The 19,776-nt window shown below is 31.2% G+C and carries 19 protein-coding genes; 16 read left to right on the top strand and 3 right to left on the bottom strand.

Annotated elements, in window-relative coordinates; genetic code table 11:
• Positions 1-89: 89 nt before the first annotated feature.
• From APS56_RS11565 to APS56_RS11590, 6 genes are all read left to right on the top strand, one after another.
• Positions 90-995 (top strand): DUF6607 family protein, encoded by a 906-nt coding sequence (locus APS56_RS11565; RefSeq protein ID WP_054728257.1) that lies wholly within the window; start codon positions 90-92, stop codon positions 993-995.
• Positions 996-1,000: 5 nt separating this feature from the next.
• Entirely contained in the window at positions 1,001-2,494 is a 1,494-nt protein-coding gene (locus tag APS56_RS11570) for an ankyrin repeat domain-containing protein (protein WP_082379339.1), read from the top strand.
• 6 nt (positions 2,495-2,500) lie between these two features.
• On the top strand, positions 2,501-2,992 hold the full coding sequence (locus APS56_RS11575; RefSeq protein ID WP_054728261.1) for a DUF2271 domain-containing protein: 492 nt from the start codon (positions 2,501-2,503) through the stop codon (positions 2,990-2,992).
• 105 nt (positions 2,993-3,097) lie between these two features.
• A complete protein-coding gene (locus APS56_RS11580) occupies positions 3,098-5,290 on the top strand; it encodes a PepSY domain-containing protein (protein WP_054728263.1) in 2,193 nt (730 codons plus the stop codon).
• Between the two features lie 11 nt (positions 5,291-5,301).
• Positions 5,302-5,652 (top strand): DUF6686 family protein, encoded by a 351-nt coding sequence (locus APS56_RS17255; protein WP_082379454.1) that lies wholly within the window; start codon positions 5,302-5,304, stop codon positions 5,650-5,652.
• Between the two features lie 5 nt (positions 5,653-5,657).
• A complete protein-coding gene (locus APS56_RS11590; protein ID WP_236778415.1) occupies positions 5,658-6,017 on the top strand; it encodes a hypothetical protein in 360 nt (119 codons plus the stop codon).
• An 83-nt stretch (positions 6,018-6,100) separates the two neighbouring features.
• Here APS56_RS11590 and APS56_RS11595 read toward each other — a convergent pair whose 3' ends face one another.
• Entirely contained in the window at positions 6,101-6,637 is a 537-nt protein-coding gene (locus APS56_RS11595; RefSeq protein WP_054728270.1) for a CvpA family protein, read from the bottom strand.
• Between the two features lie 113 nt (positions 6,638-6,750).
• Between APS56_RS11595 and APS56_RS11600 the strand changes: the two genes are divergently transcribed.
• The 7 genes from APS56_RS11600 to APS56_RS11630 all read left to right on the top strand — a co-directional run bounded on the left by APS56_RS11600 (position 6,751) and on the right by APS56_RS11630 (position 15,753).
• Positions 6,751-7,107, top strand: coding sequence for a hypothetical protein (locus tag APS56_RS11600; RefSeq protein ID WP_054728272.1), 357 nt, complete (start codon positions 6,751-6,753; stop codon positions 7,105-7,107).
• Positions 7,108-7,235: 128 nt separating this feature from the next.
• Positions 7,236-8,255 carry a phenylalanine--tRNA ligase subunit alpha gene (gene pheS / locus APS56_RS11605; RefSeq protein ID WP_054728274.1) on the top strand — a complete coding sequence of 340 codons (1,020 nt, stop codon included), beginning with the start codon at positions 7,236-7,238 and terminating at the stop codon, positions 8,253-8,255.
• Positions 8,256-8,425: 170 nt separating this feature from the next.
• Positions 8,426-8,929 (top strand): GbsR/MarR family transcriptional regulator, encoded by a 504-nt coding sequence (locus tag APS56_RS11610; RefSeq protein ID WP_054731365.1) that lies wholly within the window; start codon positions 8,426-8,428, stop codon positions 8,927-8,929.
• 12 nt (positions 8,930-8,941) lie between these two features.
• Entirely contained in the window at positions 8,942-10,072 is a 1,131-nt protein-coding gene (locus APS56_RS11615; RefSeq protein WP_054728277.1) for an efflux RND transporter periplasmic adaptor subunit, read from the top strand.
• A gap of 22 nt (positions 10,073-10,094) precedes the next feature.
• Positions 10,095-13,232, top strand: a complete 3,138-nt coding sequence (locus tag APS56_RS11620; RefSeq protein ID WP_054728279.1) for an efflux RND transporter permease subunit — start codon at positions 10,095-10,097, stop codon at positions 13,230-13,232.
• Between the two features lie 4 nt (positions 13,233-13,236).
• Positions 13,237-14,655, top strand: coding sequence for an efflux transporter outer membrane subunit (locus APS56_RS11625; RefSeq protein ID WP_054731367.1), 1,419 nt, complete (start codon positions 13,237-13,239; stop codon positions 14,653-14,655).
• Between the two features lie 282 nt (positions 14,656-14,937).
• Positions 14,938-15,753 (top strand): universal stress protein, encoded by an 816-nt coding sequence (locus APS56_RS11630; RefSeq protein ID WP_054728280.1) that lies wholly within the window; start codon positions 14,938-14,940, stop codon positions 15,751-15,753.
• Between the two features lie 21 nt (positions 15,754-15,774).
• On the opposite strand, the gene APS56_RS11635 is transcribed toward APS56_RS11630, so the two are convergent.
• On the bottom strand, positions 15,775-16,473 hold the full coding sequence (locus tag APS56_RS11635; protein WP_054728282.1) for a hypothetical protein: 699 nt from the start codon (positions 16,471-16,473) through the stop codon (positions 15,775-15,777).
• A gap of 123 nt (positions 16,474-16,596) precedes the next feature.
• On the opposite strand from APS56_RS11635, the gene APS56_RS11640 reads away from it, so the two are divergent.
• Both APS56_RS11640 and APS56_RS11645 read left to right on the top strand, forming a co-directional pair.
• The gene (locus tag APS56_RS11640) at positions 16,597-16,992 is read left to right on the top strand and encodes a hypothetical protein (RefSeq protein WP_054728284.1); all 396 of its coding nucleotides are present in this window, start codon (positions 16,597-16,599) and stop codon (positions 16,990-16,992) included.
• Positions 16,993-17,073: 81 nt separating this feature from the next.
• A complete protein-coding gene (locus tag APS56_RS11645; RefSeq protein WP_054728286.1) occupies positions 17,074-17,451 on the top strand; it encodes a hypothetical protein in 378 nt (125 codons plus the stop codon).
• A gap of 58 nt (positions 17,452-17,509) precedes the next feature.
• Here APS56_RS11645 and APS56_RS11650 read toward each other — a convergent pair whose 3' ends face one another.
• On the bottom strand, positions 17,510-18,478 hold the full coding sequence (locus APS56_RS11650; RefSeq protein WP_054728288.1) for an endonuclease/exonuclease/phosphatase family protein: 969 nt from the start codon (positions 18,476-18,478) through the stop codon (positions 17,510-17,512).
• A gap of 74 nt (positions 18,479-18,552) precedes the next feature.
• Between APS56_RS11650 and hflX the strand changes: the two genes are divergently transcribed.
• Positions 18,553-19,764: a GTPase HflX gene (gene hflX / locus APS56_RS11655; RefSeq protein ID WP_054728291.1), complete on the top strand. Its 1,212-nt coding sequence runs from the start codon at positions 18,553-18,555 to the stop codon at positions 19,762-19,764.
• Positions 19,765-19,776: the final 12 nt, after the last annotated feature.

Here is a 19,776-nt window from a genome sequence, read left to right on the forward strand (position 1 = left end):
ATATAAATTTGTCGCAAATATATAAGTTATTTTTATTTAGTCTAAATAAATATATATTTTATTTTAAACATTGAAATAAACTTTTTGAAATGAAACAATCTTTATCAGTATCACTATTATTAATGGCATTTGTATTTAGTGTAAGTGCACAGAGTAAAAAAAAGCAAGATTTACAAGCCATAAAAAATATGTGTGGCTGTTATGAAGTTACCTTCAATTTTGCTGAAACTTTTAATTATAGTAAGGATTCTTTATACAAAGCATCAAGCACAAAAATTGATAAAGGTTATGAATGGGCACAATTAGTAGAAGACAATAAAAACAAAATTTCTATTCAACACCTATTACAAGTTGGCTCGCCAAATAATCCCTATATCGTGAAACATTGGCGCCAAGATTGGCTATATGAAAATACCAACTTTTATATGTTTAATGGTGATAACACTTGGAATTATATAACAAAATCTAAAGCAGAAGTTAAAGGGCAATGGACTCAAAAGGTATATCAAGTAGATGATAGTCCTCGCTATCAAGGCTCTGGAACGTGGGTGCATGTTGATGGAAAAACTTATTGGGAAAACATTACCGATGCACCACTGCCTAGACGAGAGTATACCAAAAGAAGTGATTACAATATAACAACACGAGGGAATCGACACGAAATTACAAGTACAGGTTGGGTTCATGATCAAGATAATGCTAAAGTCATTCGTGAAGCAGGAAGAGCAGATGTGATTTTAGCTAGGGAGAAAGGTTACAATACTTACGTAAAAATACCTGATAGTAAATGTAAAGCTGCCATAGATTGGTGGAATAAAAATAAAGCTAAATGGGCATTGGTTCGTGATAAATGGAATGATGTCTATAGCAGAAATAAGAATCTTGTACTAAAAGAAAAAGTAGATAATAAACCACTCTACAAATTTTTATTTGATGAAGAAGAATACAGCACAGCCGAAAAAATAAACCCAATTATAGAATCCTTTGTAAAATAACCAATATGAAAAATTTATTAAAAATACTATTACTTTTAGTCTGCAGTATGAATGCTGTTGCACAAGATGCAAATTTGTTACGAGATAAAGCTTTTTGGGCTGAAAAGCCTACCTTAGAAACTGTAAAACAAACGGTTAAGTTAGGTCATAGTCCAACAGAATTAACATCTTCTGGTTTTGATGCGGTTACAAGTGCTATTTTTGCAAAAGCAGATTTAGAGATAGTTAAATACTTATTAAGCTTTAAAGGAAATGATGTTAATAAAAAAACCCATGATGGTAGAACTTATCTATTTTGGTCTGCAAGTAGAGGTAATTTAGAACTGGTAAATCATTTGTTAGAAAATGGGGCAAAAATTGATATTATTGATGATAAGGGTAGTTCGCCACTTATATTTACTGCTGCTGGAGGGCAAACAAATACCAAAATTTACGACGCTTTAATTGCAAAAGGAGCCAATGTGACTATTGAAAAAAGTAAAGATGGAGCCAATGCACTTTTGCTTTTAATTCCTAAATTATCTGACTTTACTATAGTAGATTATTTTGAAACAAAAGGAGTTGATTTAAAAAGTAAGGACAATCACGGAAACGGGGTATTTAATTATACGGCTAAATCTGGTAATTTAGAAATGCTTAAAAAACTTGTAGCTAAAGGCATTGATTACAATACCATAAATAAAAATGGTGGTAATGCATTTATATTTGCTAGTCAAGGAGGACGTGGATATTCAAATGGTATTGAAGTATACAATTACTTAGAAAGTTTAGGGATAAATCCAAATGTTACAACCACAAACGGTACAAATCCTTTAATTAATGTAGCATCGAATACAAAAGACATTCGTGTTATAGACTACTTTATTAAAAAAGGAATTAATGCTAATAAAGCAGATAATGAAGGAAACACTCCTTTTATTAAAGCAGCACAATCTAATAATTTAGAAATTATAAAGCATTTAGCTAAACTAAATAAAAACATAAACCTTGTAAACAATGATGGGCAGTCTGCATTAACCTTAGCTGTGGCACGTAATAAACCTGAAGTAGTAGCTTATTTATTAGAAAATAAAGCCCATGTTCAAGTTATAGATGCTGAAGGTAATAATTTAGCGTACTATTTAGTAAATGCTTACAATACAAGAAATAAGGAAAGTTTTTATGAAAAAGCAAAACTATTAAAAGCCTATCAAGTAGACTTTACAGCTAAACAATCTAAAAATAATTCATTGTATCAAATAGCCATTGGGAAATTGGATATAGAATTACTCAAATTTTTAGAAGCTTTTAAAATTGATATTAATACCAAAAATAATGATGGACTTTCTGTATTACATCTTGCCGCAATGAAAGTAGAAGATGATGTAATATTAAAATATTTATTAGAACAAGGAGCTGATAAAAGTGTTGTTACTGAATTTGAAGAAACCGTTTTCGATTTAGCTCAAGAGAATGAACTCCTTAAAGCAAACGCTGTAGATACTAATTTCTTAAAATAATTTAAAATGAAAACTGTTTTAAAACAAACCAAATATAGTTTCATTATTGTAATAAGCTTAATGGCTACATTAGCTTTTACACCAAAACCAAATGCATATAAATGTATGGTTCAAATGATTAATTATTCAGGAGAAGGCGCCTATGTTGTTATTTCTCTAATTAATCCAGATGGTGAATATGAAAAAACCCTTTATGTACAAGGCGATGATGACGAATGGTACCACGATCTTTCGGAATGGTGGCATTTTTATGGAAAAAAAAGAGAGAATATTGATGCTATTACTGGAGCAACCATAGGTGGTGGTGAGCGCTCCATTAGCATCATTGAAATAGAAAACGATAAAGTTGATGCAGGTTATAGTCTTCGTTTTGAAACTGCTGTGGAAGATAAAGAATATTATATTAACGATGTGGAGTTTCCTTTAACATCAGAAAATGTAAAATTAAAACATGAAGGTAAAGGCTATATACGCTATGTACGTATGATAGCTCAGTAATGAAAAGTGTAGTTAAATTTTTTAAGTTTTAACCCTTATCACTATTTTCTCAGGTTAAAATTAATAAGGCTTATCCTTTTTTAAAAATTCTATAAACTAACCATAATGACCATTTCTATTTGGAGGTATAGCCATTTACTTTTAGCTCTATCCTCTGCCATATTTATTGCGTTAGCAGCTATAACAGGTACTATTTTAGCATTTGAACCTATTTCAAATCAGCTAAAACCATATGCTGTTAAAGAGGCTGGTTCTTTGTCATTATCTAAAACCATAGAACGTTTAAAATCTGAATATGATGAGATTATTTATTTTGAAATAGATAAGAATGATTTTGTTACGGCGTCAGTTGTTACCAAACAAGGAAATAGCGAAACATTTTATATAAATCCGTTTACTTCAAAAAAAATAGGATCTGTTATTGAAAAAGCTCCTATTTTTAAGTTTGCAACCAATTTACATAGGTCTTTATTTTTAAAATCTACAGGTAGAGCCATTGTAGGTTTTGTTTCTTTTTTATTGTTTTTAATAGCTGTCACTGGACTTGTTTTAATTGTAAAAAGGCAAGGAGGGGTTAATTATTTTTTTTCTAAAACGATTAAAGAAAATTTTAATCAGTATTACCACGTAGTAATTGGCAAATACGCTTTTATTCCCATTATAATAGTTACTTTGTCTGGTGTTTTTTTATCCTTAGAAAGATTTTCATTAGTGCCTGAAAATAAAAACTCGCATGTTTTCAATGACACACCTACAGAAAAAGGTTTTGATACAGGTATTTTAAATACTAAGCTTTTTAAAACACTTACTTTGAGTGAAATAGTGCGGGTTGAATTTCCTTTTTCTGATGATATTGAGGATTATTATATTTTAAAACTACATGATAAAGAATTATTAGTAAATCAGTATGATGGAAATATAGTAAGCGAAAAAAAGGATGGTATTATAGCCATGGCAACTCATTGGAGTTTAGTGCTACATACTGGTCAGAGCTCAGTGCTATGGTCTGTTATTTTATTTTTAACCTGTATGAGTATTTTGTTTTTTATCTACTCTGGATTTGCTATGACATTAAACCGGAGAAAAAATAGTGTTAAAATAAAAAACAAATTTAGTAAAGACAATGCAGAATATATTATTCTTATAGGCTCAGAAACGGGTAGTACTTTTGGGTTTGGTAAAATGCTATTTAATGCTTTAATAGCACAAAGGAAATCTGTCTATGTTTCAGAATTAAATAGTTACTCAAGTTATAAAAATGCAAAACATTTGGTAGTACTTACTTCAACCTATGGAGAAGGTGATTCTCCTATAAATGCGAAGGGTTTTGAAAAATTATTACATACCACCTCACAGAAGAATTTAATTAAGTATTCTGTAGTTGGTTTTGGTTCTTTGGCTTATAAAGGCTTTTGCAAGTATGCTATTTTGGTTGATTCTATGTTGCAAGCACATCAAAATTACATTCCTAATTTATCACTATATAAAATAAATAATCAGTCGTTTTTAGAGTATAAAACTTGGGTTAAAAGCTGGAGTCAAGCAAATAACTTGAATATTCAAATTGAAGAACCTCCCCAACAACCTGCCTCAAAAAAAATCAATTTTTTTAAAGTGGTTAAGCGTACTAAAGTTAATGTTGATAATTCTTTTTTACTTGAATTAGCACCTGTTAAAAAACACAAATTTAAGTCTGGTGATTTACTTTCTATATATCCAAAAAATGAATTGGTAGCACGTCAGTATTCCATAGCTAAAACAAATAGAAATATCTTATTAAGCATAAAAAAGCATGAGTTTGGAATATGCTCAAATTTTTTAAATGAATTAAAAGTAAACGATATGATATCAGCTGATATTGAGCAAAATAAAGCGTTTCATTTTCCAAAATCATCTAAGGAAGTCATTATGGTTTCTAATGGTACGGGAATTGCTCCTTTTTTAGGAATGATTAGTGATGAAAGTTTAAATCACTCTAAAAACTATTTGTTTTGGGGAGGGCGGACTAATGCATCTTATCAAATGTATTCGAAACTTATAGATGATGCTTTTTTTAATAAAAGATTATCTGGGATTTATTTGAGTTTTTCGCAAGGTGAAAACCAAAAAAAGTATGTTCAAAATTCTTTATTAGAAAAGGAAGAACTTATTTCTCGTGTTTTAAAAAACAATGGTGTTATCATGATTTGTGGATCTGTAGCCATGCAAAAAGGTGTTCTGAAAACATTAGAAAATATTTCAATGTCCTGGCTTGATAAACCATTAAATATGAAGCAGATAAAAACAGATTGTTATTAAATGATAGTTCTATGTGTAATAATAATATAAAAACAGTATCAAAAGTTAAAAATGGCGAGTTATATGTATGTAGTCAATGTCATATATACCATTTAGAATTCAACAATATTTATCTTAAATTCAATAGAAAAGAGTTTGAAAATTTTAAAACATACATTTTCGACATTGAAATAGATTACTGGGAGCACAAATATGCTTGTTCAAAAATGAAAAGGAAAGTGCCAATTCCTTCTCTTCAGACTAATCTTGTTTTAATGTTTAGTCGAGAAGAAATATATGAATTACAATTACTTTTATCAAATAATTCCCTGAACCCTTTATTAGAAACAAAGGACATTGATTACACTTTAATTTTAAATTAATGATTATGGACGATATTAATACAATATACTATAATGATTTTGGAATAGTATTTCAATGGAAACGTTGCGCAGCAAGAGATTTAAGTAAAGTACAATTAATTTTTAAAGACACAGGATTGTTTTTAAGTAAAGAGGAACTTTTAAAATTTCGCAAAAACATAAAGTCAACATTTAATAATCCAAATGCTTATTTATGCGAACAAAATTCAAAATTTAAATCCGTTTTGTTACAGGCTCCAAATAGACAAACATCGTTTATTATGACTTTAGCAGAACTTAAAAATATTTCAGATTTAGTTGAAGGAACAATTTTTCAATTGGGGTTAAATAGATTTTTAACAAAGCAAAAGTTGAGTTGTAATTGAATTAATTTCATTTAAAAATACTTCAATTTACTAAAAGATTACAATGTTAAATAAAAATAATATTGACTATATGTTTGTGTGAACTAATTAGTTGTTACCTTAATAACACTTTGAGGTAGATTTTGTTTGTCATCATCATCAATATTTATTAAACCAGGAAATAACATTGGTACTATAGATTTTATAGGTTTATATAGTGCAGAATCCTCTAAATTTTCATCGTTTACAAAAACAAGGGTGTTATTCGCTTTCTCAAAAATAATAAGTAAAACACTTAAAATTAATGTGGTTTTTAATGCACCAAATACACTGCCAAGAAGTTTGTTAATAATGCCCAACGCGGCAAAGTCAGCCAATTTTGTTAACGCTTTACCTGCCAAGCCAATTACTAAAACAATAACAATAAAGGTAATGGCAAATGCAATAATGTTAATGGTTTTTTCATTCCAGTCGACTTTGTTTATTAAAAATTCTTCAGCAAAAACACTAAAATGTATAGCGCCGTAAACACCTGCAACCAATGCTATTAATGAAGCTACTTCTACAAAAAAACCTTTCATAAAACCACGAACTAACCCCAATAACACCAAGACACATAAAATAATATCTAAAACACTCATAAAGTAATTATTTCTGTAAATATAGAATAAATTCTCTTTTTCAAGAGGATGTTGTTTTGTAACAAAGATGTTCAGTAACTTTGAGCATTAATTTTAAAATTACAATTTTATAAATGGCAAGAGATGAGCAATTAAAGGAGCGTTGGGATTTAATAACCAAAAAATTGTCTAAGCAATTTGCAGATGGGGAAACTTTAGATCTAGATGCTATTATTTATTTGATAGGTGTACAAGAATTAGGACAGTTGGATAAAACATTTAAAAAGGAACAGAAATTAGATCTTATGCATATTGCTATTTGTAAACTTTTAGTGCCTTATGGGTATTATGAGTTAGACTTTGTAGATGATGAAGGCTGGCCACATTATAAAACCTTGGAGGTTTTACCACATTTGAAGGCTGGTGAACAAAGTGTTTTAATGAAAGAAGCTATTGTTAATTATTTTTTAGAAACAGAGTTTATTGATTGATTATTTAGATTTTAGTTATAAATGTATTATAAAAAATTCCAGTTTGACTTGTAATAAGTTGAAGGAGACTAATCCTTAATGCATTTTACGCATAAATTGATTAAATTTGCCATCATTTTGAAGATACTATGATAGATAAGATAAAAGAACTTATAACAGAAGCTGAAACTTTTAAAGCGCAATCAAAAGAAGAAGTAGAAGCGTTTCGTATAAAATATTTAGGTAAAAAAGGATTGTTAAACGAATTTTTTGCTGAGTTTAAAAATGTAGCAAACGATCAAAAAAAAGAGTTTGGTCAAACTATTAATAAACTTAAAAAAACAGCAGAAGATAAAGTAAATGCGTTAAAAGATGAACTGGAGAATAAAGAAGAGGTAAAAGGCATAAATGGTGATTTATCTCGTCCGGGTGCACCCATTCAAATTGGTGCAAGACACCCTATTTCTATTGTTAAGAATCAAATTATTGATATCTTTTCACGTATTGGTTTTAATGTAAGTGAAGGTCCAGAAATTGAAGACGATTGGCATAATTTTACAGCATTAAATTTGCCAGAATATCATCCAGCACGCGATATGCAGGATACTTTTTTTATTCAAACCAATCCAGATATTTTATTGCGTACCCATACCAGTTCGGTTCAAGTACGATATATGGAAACTAACCAACCTCCTATTCGAACCATTTCACCAGGGCGCGTTTATAGAAATGAAGCTATTTCTGCACGTTCGCATTGTTTTTTCCATCAGTTAGAGGGTTTATATATTGATAAAGATGTCAGTTTTGCAGATTTAAAGCAAACGCTTCAACATTTTACAAGTGAAATGTTTGGAAAAAGCAACATTCGTTTACGACCATCATATTTTCCATTTACAGAGCCAAGTGCAGAAATTGATGTGTATTGGGGATTAGAAACTGAAACCGATTATAAAATAACTAAAGGAACAGGTTGGTTAGAAATTGGCGGTTGTGGTATGGTAGACCCAAATGTTTTAGAAAACTGTAAAATAGATTCAACTGAATATTCAGGTTTTGCTTTTGGAGTAGGAATAGACCGTATTGCCATGTTATTACACCAAATAGGTGATATTAGGTTGCTAAGCGAGAATGATGTTCGTTTTTTAGAGCAATTTAAATCGTCCTTATAGTTGTAACAACACAATATACTTTTAAGCCGATTGTTATCAATCGGTTTTTTTATTTAACAATAAATTAACTTCGATTAGTTCGGTTTGTTCCGAACTAAATATTTATGTTTGCAAAGAATTTACTGTAATTGGGTAATTCATTTTCAGAGAATAGAAATAAAACAATTCAAATGAAACAAAAAGTCTGTCAAGAAAAAATGGCCTTAGTAGAAAAGTTAGGTGTTCATTTGGAGAGTAGAGATCAGTTAGCTCCTGTTGCTGCACGTATCATGTCGTATATCATCCTTACGGGAAAAAAAGGAGCTACTTTTGAGGACATGGTTAGCATTCTTTGTGCTAGTAAAAGTACCATCTCAACACATCTAAACCATTTACAAGATTTGAAAAAAATTGTGTATTTCACAAAAACAGGAGATCGTAAAAAGTATTTTATAGTGAATAAAGGTATGATTGTTCAGCACATAGATACAATGATAAGTGAATGGCAAGAAGTTAGAGAATTACATTTAGAAATAAAAAATTATAAAGAAGTAGTTAATAGTCACAATATTGAAAATGAAGAAGAAAAATTTGATTTGAATTTTCATAACGATTATATAAAGTTTTTAGATGAAGTTTCATCATCTGTTAAAGAGTTAAAACAAAAATTATTAAACAACCAAATCCATATTTAAAGTCAGGTAAAAATGAAAAACAATAAGTTATATATTATTTTAGGACTAAGTTTATTCTTAGTTGTTGTAAGTTGTGGTAATAAACAAGAAAACAATGCTGCTTTACAACAGGCACCCCCAGCCATTCCTGTGTCGCAGCTTCAAACTAAGACTGTAACTGGTTATAAAGAATACCCAACCACTATAGAAGGAATAGTAAATAGTGATGTTAGAGCAAAAACCTCAGGATATATCCAAGATGTTCTGGTTGATGAAGGTCAGAAAGTACGCAAAGGGCAAGTATTGTTTAAATTAGAAACACAGTCCTTAAATCAAGATGCAGGTGCAGCCAAAGCACGCATTAATGTAGCACAAGTTGAGGTAAATAAATTAATTCCTTTAGTTGAGAAAAATATAATTAGTTCTGTGCAATTAGAAACGGCTAAGGCTAATTTAGCTCAAGCTCAAGCAAATTATAGTAGTGTATCGGCTAATATTGGTTATGCAACTATTAAAAGTCCTGTTGATGGTTATGTAGGTCAAATTAACTTTAGAGAAGGGGCGCTAATTAGCCCAAGTGATGCTACACCTTTAACTACAGTGAGCAACATTAGTAGAGTTTATGCTTTCTTTAGCTTGAATGAAACAGAGTATTTAGATTTTTTACAGAATGCCGAAGGTGAAAACGTCAAGGATAAAATAGCCAACTTTCCATTAGTTAATTTAATATTGGCTAACGGAAGTGTTTACAATGAAAAAGGACACATAGAAACGAGTTCGGGTCAAATCAACCAAAGCACAGGTACCGTAAGTTTTAGAGCGGTTTTTGATAATCCTAATCAGTTAGTAACAAATGGTAATAGTGGTAAAATTCAAATTCCAACTATTTATGAAGATGCTATAGTAGTACCTCAAGAAGCAACTTACGAGCAGCAAGGCAACATTATGTTGTTTAAACTCGATGAGGAAAATAAGGTAAATACGTCAATTATAAAAGTAAAAGCTACAGTTGATAACTTATATGTAGTAGAATCAGGCGTTAATAATAAAGAGAAAATCGTAGTTTCTGGAGTAGGTAAACTAAGAAACGGCATGGAAATTAATCCTCAAGACAAACCATTTGATGAGGCTATTCAACCTATTGCGACTTTATTCAGAAATTAAATAATCACCAAACATTTTTATCATGTTAAAAACATTTATTGAAAGACCTGTGCTTTCAACCGTAATTTCTATTATCATAGTGTTACTTGGTGCCATAAGCATTGGAACATTACCGGTTGAAGAGTATCCAGATATAGCACCACCAACTATTAAGGTTTCAGCATCCTATACTGGAGCTAATGCTGAAACAGTTTTAGAGAGTGTTATCATACCTATTGAAGAGCAAATTAATGGTGTAGAAGGAATGACTTATATTACTTCTACAGCATCAAATACTGGAACCGCTGAAATAACGGTTTATTTTGATCAGGATATGGATGCTGATATTGCAGCCGTAAACGTTCAAAACCGTGTTGCAAGAGCCACGCCGTTATTACCAGCAGAAGTTACACAAACAGGGGTAACCACACAGAAGCAAGAAACGAGTGCTCTCATGTTTATTTCTATGTATTCCGAAAGTGAAGATTATGATGCCACATTTATTCAAAATTATTTAAAAATTAATGTAATACCTGCTATGCAGCGTATTAGTGGTGTAGGTGATGTAAGTGTGTTTTCACAACAAGATTACGCGATGCGTATTTGGTTAAAACCAGAAAAATTGGCCGCTTATAATTTAATACCGTCAGATATTACGGCAGTATTAGCAGAGCAAAATTTAGAAGCTGCAGCTGGATCTTTAGGACAGAATAATGGAGAGTCATTTTCTTACACGCTGACCTATAGTGGGCGTTTTAAGGATGAAAGTCAATATAGTGATATTATAGTTAAAGCTTTAGGTAACGGAGAATTTTTAAGATTAAAAGATGTGGCTACTATTGAATTAGACGCTCAATCGTATGCCGCTAACGCTATGAGTTTAGGAAATCCTGCTGTCTTTATGGGAATTTTTCAAACCAAAGGGTCTAATGCACAAGAAATTATAGAAAATATTAAAACAACCCTTACCGATGTAGAAAGTGATCTACCTGAAGGTTTAAGTATTTTTGTGCCTTATGATACCAGTTTGTTTCTTAATGCCTCAATTGAAAAAGTTATTCATACTTTATTAGAAGCCTTTTTACTTGTGTTTTTAGTGGTCTTTATTTTCTTGCAAGATTTCCGTTCCACTTTAATACCAGCCATTGCAGTACCTGTTTCTATTATCGGTACCTTCTTCTTTTTAAATTTGTTTGGATATTCAATTAACTTATTAACGCTATTTGCATTAGTGTTGGCTATTGGTATTGTGGTAGATGATGCCATAGTTGTTGTTGAAGCGGTACATGCTAAAATGGATGAAGGGGAGCATAACCCTAAAAAAGCAACCCTTACAGCCATGAATGAAATATCAGGAGCTATTATCTCAATTACTTTGGTCATGTCTGCTGTATTTATTCCAGTAACATTTGTAACCGGTCCAACAGGGGTTTTCTATGAGCAATTTGGAGTTACTTTAATTATAGCCATACTTATTTCTGCGGTAAACGCTTTAACCTTAAGTCCAGCCTTATGTGCTTTATTATTAAAATCGCATGGAGATGATGAAGAGGTTAAAGGAAAAAGTCCTTTAAAGCGTTTTTATACCTTATTTAATCGTGGTTTTAATGCCACCATTGATAGATACGGAAGGTCACTTCAGTTTTTATATAAAAACAAATTTATTTCTGGACTATTGTTAGTAATCGCTATTGTAGGGATTTATTGGGCAGCTAATACTACTCCTACAGGTTTCGTTCCTAATGAAGATAGAGGAATTATTTTTGCAAATATTGAATTGCCAGCGGGGGCATCATTAGATAGAACAGATGCTGTAGCAAGAAAATTATATGCTAAAATTGAAAATTTAGATGGTATTGTAGGTGTGAACGTTATTAAAGGTCGAAGTTTAATAAATGGTTCTGGATCTAACTACGGAATGGGTATTATTAAGTTGAAAGATTGGAGCGAGCGTGAAGATGAAGCTCTTTCTTCTCAGGCTATTACTGGAAAATTATTTGGTATTGCTGCAGGAATTCCTGAAGCTAATATCATCTTCTTTTCACCACCTAGTATTCGTGGATTTGGTAATTCGGCAGGATTTGAAGTTAATTTATTAGATAAATTTGGTGGGGAGTTTTCAGATTTAGACCAAGCAAATAAAGATTTTTCAATGGCTTTAATGAGCCATCCTGAAATTAAATATGCACAATCTTCATTTAGTACCAACTATCCACAATATGAGATGGAGGTTAATGTGCCTTTAGCCAAAGAAAAAGGTGTTTCAGTAACAAGTATTTTTGCTACCTTACAAGGGTATATAGGCGGAATTTATGCATCAGATTTTTCAAAATTTGGTAAGCAGTTTAGAGTTTATATTCAAGCTTTACCAGAAGATAGAGCAGATGAAAGTGCTTTAAATAGTATATACGTTAGAACTGACAAAGGAGAAATGACACCAATTACTCAGTTTGTAAGTTTAAAAAGAGTTTATGGACCACAGTCGGTAACCCGTTTTAATTTGTTGAACTCTACAAGTATTACTGGTGCTACAAACGCAGGGTTTAGTACAGGTGATGCTATTAGAGTTATTGAAGAAGAAGTTGCTAAGCTTCCAAGTAACTATACGGTGGCTTATTCAGGATTAACTCGTGAGGAGGTTAGTGCAGGAAACCAAACTACCTTTATTTTTATTTTGAGTATCCTCTTTGTGTATTTCTTATTAAGTGCACAATACGAAAGTTACTTATTACCGTTTGCTGTTGTATTATCATTACCATTTGGAGTTTTTGGAGCCTATATTAGTACAAAATTTTTAGGATTAGAAAACAATATTTATTTCCAAATTGCCCTAATAATGCTTATTGGATTATTAGCCAAAAATGCTATTCTTATTGTAGAGTTTGCCTTGCAGCGACGTAAAAGAGGGGAAAGTATAGTTAGTTCTGCAGTTCAAGGTGCTAAAGCGCGTTTGCGACCAATTTTAATGACTTCTTTTGCCTTTATCTTAGGGTTAATGCCATTAGTCTTAGCACAAGGTGTTGGTGCTGAAGGTAACAATTCCATTGGTACAGGGGCTGCAGGAGGAATGCTTATTGGTACTATTTTAGGGGTGTTTGTTATTCCTATCTTATTTATATTATTTCAGTGGTTACAAGAAAAAGTTTCGAGTAAACCCGCAATACAAACTATTGAAGAATAAAATGATGAAATCAATTTTGAAACATAAAAACTTAAGCAAAGGGGCTTTGCTAATCGTTGTTGGGTTAACATTACAAAGCTGTTTTGTAGCCAAAGATTATACAAGGTCAGATTTAGACATAGAAACGGAAGCCCTTTATAGAACTGAAAACTTACCAATGGATAGTCTGTCTATAGCAGATGTATCTTGGAAAGATTTATTTACAGACCCTTATCTTCAACAATATATTGAAGAAGGGTTGCAAAACAATATGGATGTGCGTATCGCCATACAGCAGATGGTTGCTGCAGAGGCCTATGCTAAACAAGGTAAGGCAGGTTATTTACCAACTTTAAGTGTAGGACCAAATTATACACACCAAGAGTATTCTGAAAACAGTCAATTTGGAGCTATCTTTAGTGGTGGTTTAGATACTTATGATATTACTGCAAACTTATCATGGGAAGCCGATATATGGGGAAAAATACGTAGTAATAAACGAGCTACGCAAGCCGCTTATTTACAAAGTGTATCAGGACATCAAGCTGTAAAAACACAATTAATTTCAAGTATAGCAAATACTTATTATAATTTGCTGGCTTTGGATGCGCAGTTAGAAGTTACAAAACAAACTATTGCAGCTAGAGAAAGTGGTGTTAAAACTATTGAAGCTTTAAAAGAAGCTGGACAAGTCACTCAAGTGGCAGTAGATCAAAATATAGCACAATACAACAGTGCTAAAGCATTACAAGTAGATATTGAAACAGCTATTTTTAAAACTGAAAATGCTCTCAGTATTTTATTAGGGAAATCAGCGCAGCACTTTGAAAGGAGTAGTTTAGATATCCAAGATATTAAGCAAGATATTACCTTTGGTGTACCTGCTGCCTTGTTAAGTAACAGACCCGATGTTATGGCTGCGGAGTATGGATTGATTCAGGCTTTTGAACTGACAAATGTCGCTAAAAGTAGCCTATACCCATCGTTAACACTAACAGCTTCAGGTGGGTTTCAAAGTTTGGTGTTAGAAGATTTACTTAGTACAAATTCATTATTTGCAACATTAGTTGGAGGGTTAACGCAACCTATTTTTAATCAACGTAAGCTTAAAACTCAAAAAGAAGTTGCTTTAGCTCAGCAGGAACAAGCTTTACTTCAATTTAAGAAGACATTATTAATGGCTGGAAACGAAGTGTCTAATGCATTATTTTCGTATGAATCGGAAACTAAAAAATTTGAATTTAGAAAAAATGAAGTGGAAGCTTTACGTACTGCCGAAGCAAATTCTGAAGAGTTGCTTAAAAATGGCTATGCTAATTATTTAGATTTATTAACAGCAAGACAAAGTGCACTAAGTGCAGAACTTAATACTATAGAAAGCCAATTGCAACAACTAATATCTATTGTAGATTTATATGAAGCCCTTGGAGGTGGATGGAAATAAGTAAATTTAAATAAAAGGAATTTTTTTAAATGCTGAAATAATAATTTATAGAGCATACCACATTGAAAGTGCTCCAGAAGCAAATGGAATTTAATCAACAATTTTAAATGCTGTTGGAAAAGAAATTGGAGGTTAAAAAATATTTATTGGAACATATCTGATGAAAAAGTAATGCATAACCTATAAATAGTATTTACTTTTTCTGTTGAAGTAAAGTGTTATTCTATTTATTGAAATAAAGATTGTAATGCCTTTAGAATGAACATTATAAAATAAAAATTTATGGACTCTATTTTAGTTGTAACAAATTTTTCTAAAACATCAAATAATGCAGTAACATATGCAGCATTATTAGCCCAGCAAATAAATGTAAAACTAAAGCTTTTTAATGCATTTAAGTTACCAGTTCATGTATCAAATACAAGGTTATCTGCCGTATCAATAGATGCTTTAATTGAAAAGAGTAGAGAGAGAATAAAGAAGCAAGCTTTAAAATTATCTGAAAAATTTAATATTAAAGTTGAATATGAATGTAGCTACGTGGATTTAGAACGTAAAGTTGATTTTTTAATGAAATCAAGTCATTATAAGCTTTTGGTGTTAGGGATGTCTGCTAAATCAATGGAACAAAATTTATTAGGAAATCCAACCACTACTTTAATCAGTATGAAAAAATTTCCAGTGTTAGCTATTCCTGTAAATGCTAAATTTTCTGGAGTACACAAAATTCTTTTTGCTTGCGATGTTATGCAAGATGTACCATTTAGAACATTAGCAAAGTTAAAACGTATATCTATTAAGCTTAAATCTGAAGTGACGGTGTTTTATGTTCAGAAAAAAATTGACGAAATAATTTCAGAAAAAAATGCTTATAAGACTATTGACCAAGGATTGGAAAATGTAACACATTACTATAAAAAAGTAAATTCTGATGCTGTAATAAAAGAAATAGAAAAAGAGATTAATAAATCAAAATTCGATGTGTTGGTGATGATACCTAAAAAATATGGTTTTTGGGAATCGATTGTTCATAAGAGTAAAACAAGGGTTATGGCGTCGGGATTAAATATTCCGCTGTTATCAATTCCAATAGAGTAAAAGGTTATAATTATATATTACTTAGATTTTCTTAAAAATATTAGGGTTAAGCTCTTGTTTCACTTCTACGTTTCTAGGGCCAAATTCACTCCTGTTAAAAGATAGTAGAATGGTACCTGCTTTTTGATAATTATCCCATGGTCTTATAAAAAGAGGCTCCGTGTCATTATAATTTTTAAAGAAGGCCCATTGTTTAATTAAGAAGTCTTCTTTATCTACATATAACAGATATTTGTTTTCAGGTGTTACCCCAACACTATTAAAAGTTAGTTCTAATACATCTGTTAATTTTCCATTAGGTAAATAGTCTGTTTTTACAAAAGAAAGTTTTGTGCCAGGATCTTGTAGTTTCCATGGCATTACCAACCAATATGAATCATTAATCCACCAATTTTTAGCTTGGGTAAGTACGTTTTTGATTTTTGCTTTATCAGTAATTAATACATCATTTTCAAAAACTTTTCCTATAAGGGTATTTATATTTACAATAACTACAAGCTTTTTTTCTGGATTTTCTACTCTTACATTACCTGTCCATTTATCCCAATATAGCGTACGTTTTCCAAAATCCCATTTAATGAAATGTGTGTTGTTGTAATTTTCAACACCACCCATGGCTATTTCTATTTTTTTGGCAATAACTATAGCTTTCTCAGGAGTTGATTGTGCATAAAGTGCTCCAACATTTATAATGATGAATAAAGAAATGAGGTGTTTCATAATGTTTATGGTTTTACTTTAAACGAATGTAGCCATTTTATGAGTTAACATCAATTATTTATCTTCGCTTTACAGCACAATAAATTGCTGTATTTTTGTAAGCAAATTTGATTTTTTACCAAAATGAAAAAAGATATTATTGTTCCTAAAGTTGAAGGTGTTTATGTAGCTATAGTACATGAATACAATGCTATTTATAAAACAGATGATTGGAATGCATATATAATAAATGATAAAGATGTAAATTTGGATATGGTTTTAATTGTAACCAGTGGGTACTCTGAAAATAAAATTACAGCAACTTTTCGAAAAAAATTAGAAAAACTACCAGCAAAAAGCTATGCTAAAATAGAATTGATGCAGGAAGATTTGTTTGCTTTAAACAATACTTTTAAAGTGTCATTTTTTGAAGGAAATCAAATGTTTGATAAAACCTATCTTTTTAGAAAAAACACGGTTAATTTAAAAGCTCTGCAAACTATTCCTTTAATGGATGTGAAAGGAGTTTTGGTTAAATAGAAGGTTGATTTAAATGAATGGATTAAAACGTTCAAAAGGTTCATTATTTTTCTTTACTTAGCAAACTTTTAAACTTTTAAAATGACCATATTTGATACGCTTTTTTATAACATTTTTTCACATTATAAAACAGGCTTTAAACAAAAGGCTGTTACTATAGCCACTATGTATGTATCTGTTTTACAGTGTTTGTTACTATTGCTTTTAGGTGTTTTTTTTGCTGTATTTTTTAGAAAAATGCATGTAGATGGTATGTCTAAAGATAATGCGTGGACCATATTTGTACTACTTTCTATCTTTTTATTTTTTAAAAATTGGATGCAGTATACAGGCAAACGCCGTATGATGATAAATACTAAAATGGTTAAAAAGAAAAAGGTGCTTTACAATATTTGGTTACTTTTGTTTTTGCCAGTAGCTATTTTAGGGCTGACTTTTATATTGTTTCAGGCGTATTGATTTCAACTATACTAAATTACAATACAATAGGCTTTTGGGTTACTGAGAGAAGTTGAAGTTACTTCTTAAAAATTGCATACACAGGAAAATGGTCACTATAGCCTCCTTGGTATTTTGGGCCTAAATAAGTTCTAAAAGGTTTTCCTTTATATTTTCCATTAAATAACTTTAAAAAATCATCATCAAAGATTTCAGCTTTATCAAAACTTAAGGTATTGGATGTGGCTTCAAAAAAGTTAGTGGTAAATAAAATCTGGTCAAACAAATTCCATTTAAAATTGTGAGTGGTGGTACCTCTAGAATAAGTATGTAGTAAATTCATAGGATTGTACAAATTTAAATTAACAACTAATTTTTTAATACTGTTACTAGAAGGGTCATCATTAAAATCGCCAATTACAATAATCTTAGGATTGGTATTTTCAGTTTGTAATTTGGTTATAATTTCAATTACTCTATCTGCTGATGCAATACGTTTGGCTTCTGTTTCTTTAGTACCTTCACGCCTGGACGACCAATGGTTTACAATAATATGTACCATTTCATTGTCTAAAAATCCAGAAACCAGTAAAATATCTCTAGTATAATCAGGATGACCATGTTCATCAATCAAATACACTCTAAAGGTTTCAGAATGGGTTGGCTTAAAGGCTGTTTTGTCATATATTAATGCTACATCAATACCACGTTCATCTAAGGAATCAAAGTGTACGTAATTGTAATTACAGTCTTTTAAATGTTTGTAAGCTATTAAATCCTTAACAACTTTGGCATTTTCAATTTCTGCTAATCCAACAATAGCAGGGTGTTTTCCAGTTTCTGTTTTTCCAATGTTAGAAATAGCAAAACTTAATTTTCTTAATTTGTTTTCATAGCGTTTTGGTGTCCATTTTTTCCTTGAAGTTGGTAAAAAATCATTGTCGTTGGTTTGTTGGTCGTCATAAATGTCGAACAAGTTTTCAAGATTGTAAAACGCCACAGTTTGTAAGTCGTGACGAATAGGAGTGGCTTCTGGTGTGTCATTCATAAATCAAAAATATGATTAAAAATAGAAAAATTAAAATGCCTACAATTATGTAACTTTGTGCTTTAAATTTTAATATGTTAGAAAAGAAAGATATTAGCTTAGAAAAAGCGGTTTTAATAGGTGTTATTACCAAAGAACAGGATGAGGATAAATCTAAAGAGTATTTAGATGAATTGGAGTTTTTAACATTTACAGCGGGAGGTTATGCGGTAAAACGTTTTACACAAAAAATGGATATGCCCAATCCTAAAACCTTTATTGGTACGGGTAAAATGGATGATGTACGCCGTTATATTGAAGAAAATGATATTACAACGGCTATTTTTGATGACGAGCTATCGGCCGCACAAGAACGCAATATCAGTAAAATACTTAACGTAAAAGTGTTAGATAGGACTAATTTAATCCTCGATATTTTTGCCCAACGTGCCCAAACTAGCTATGCCCGAACTCAGGTAGAATTAGCACAATGCGAGTATTTGTTACCGCGATTACGAGGTATGTGGACGCACCTTGAGCGTCAAAAAGGGGGTATTGGAATGCGTGGACCTGGAGAAACAGAAATAGAAACAGATAGACGTATTGTACGCGATAAAATAGCTTTACTTAAAGAAAAAATAAAAACCATAGACAAACAAATGGCGGTGCAGCGTGGTAACCGAGGTGCTATGGTACGGGTAGCTTTGGTAGGTTATACCAATGTTGGTAAGTCAACTTTAATGAATGTAATTAGTAAAAGCGATGTGTTTGCAGAAAATAAATTATTTGCAACTTTGGATACTACGGTTAGAAAAGTAGTGATTCAAAATTTGCCTTTTTTATTGTCTGACACTGTTGGGTTTATTAGAAAATTGCCTACTCAGTTAGTAGATAGTTTTAAAAGTACCTTGGATGAGGTTCGTGAAGCAGATTTATTGTTGCATGTGGTGGATATTTCGCATCCTAATTTTGAAGAACATATAGATTCTGTAAATAAAATTTTAGGTGAAATTAAAAGTTCAGATAAGCCAACCATTATGGTGTTTAATAAAATTGATGCCTACCAGCCAGAACCTTATAAAGAAGAAGATTTGGAGATAGAGCGCAGTTCTGAGCATTACTCACTTGAAGAATGGAAAAAAACGTGGATGAATAAAATAGGGAATAATGCCTTATTTATATCGGCGTTGAACAAAGAAAATTTAGAAGATTTTAAAAAGCGGGTGTATGATGAGGTACGAGAAATCCATATAACGCGTTTTCCTTATAATCATTTTCTGTATCCAGATTATGATGATACCATGTAAAAAATAGAAAAT

The sequence above is a fragment of the Pseudalgibacter alginicilyticus genome (genome assembly GCF_001310225.1).
Taxonomy (GTDB): domain Bacteria; phylum Bacteroidota; class Bacteroidia; order Flavobacteriales; family Flavobacteriaceae; genus Pseudalgibacter; species Pseudalgibacter alginicilyticus.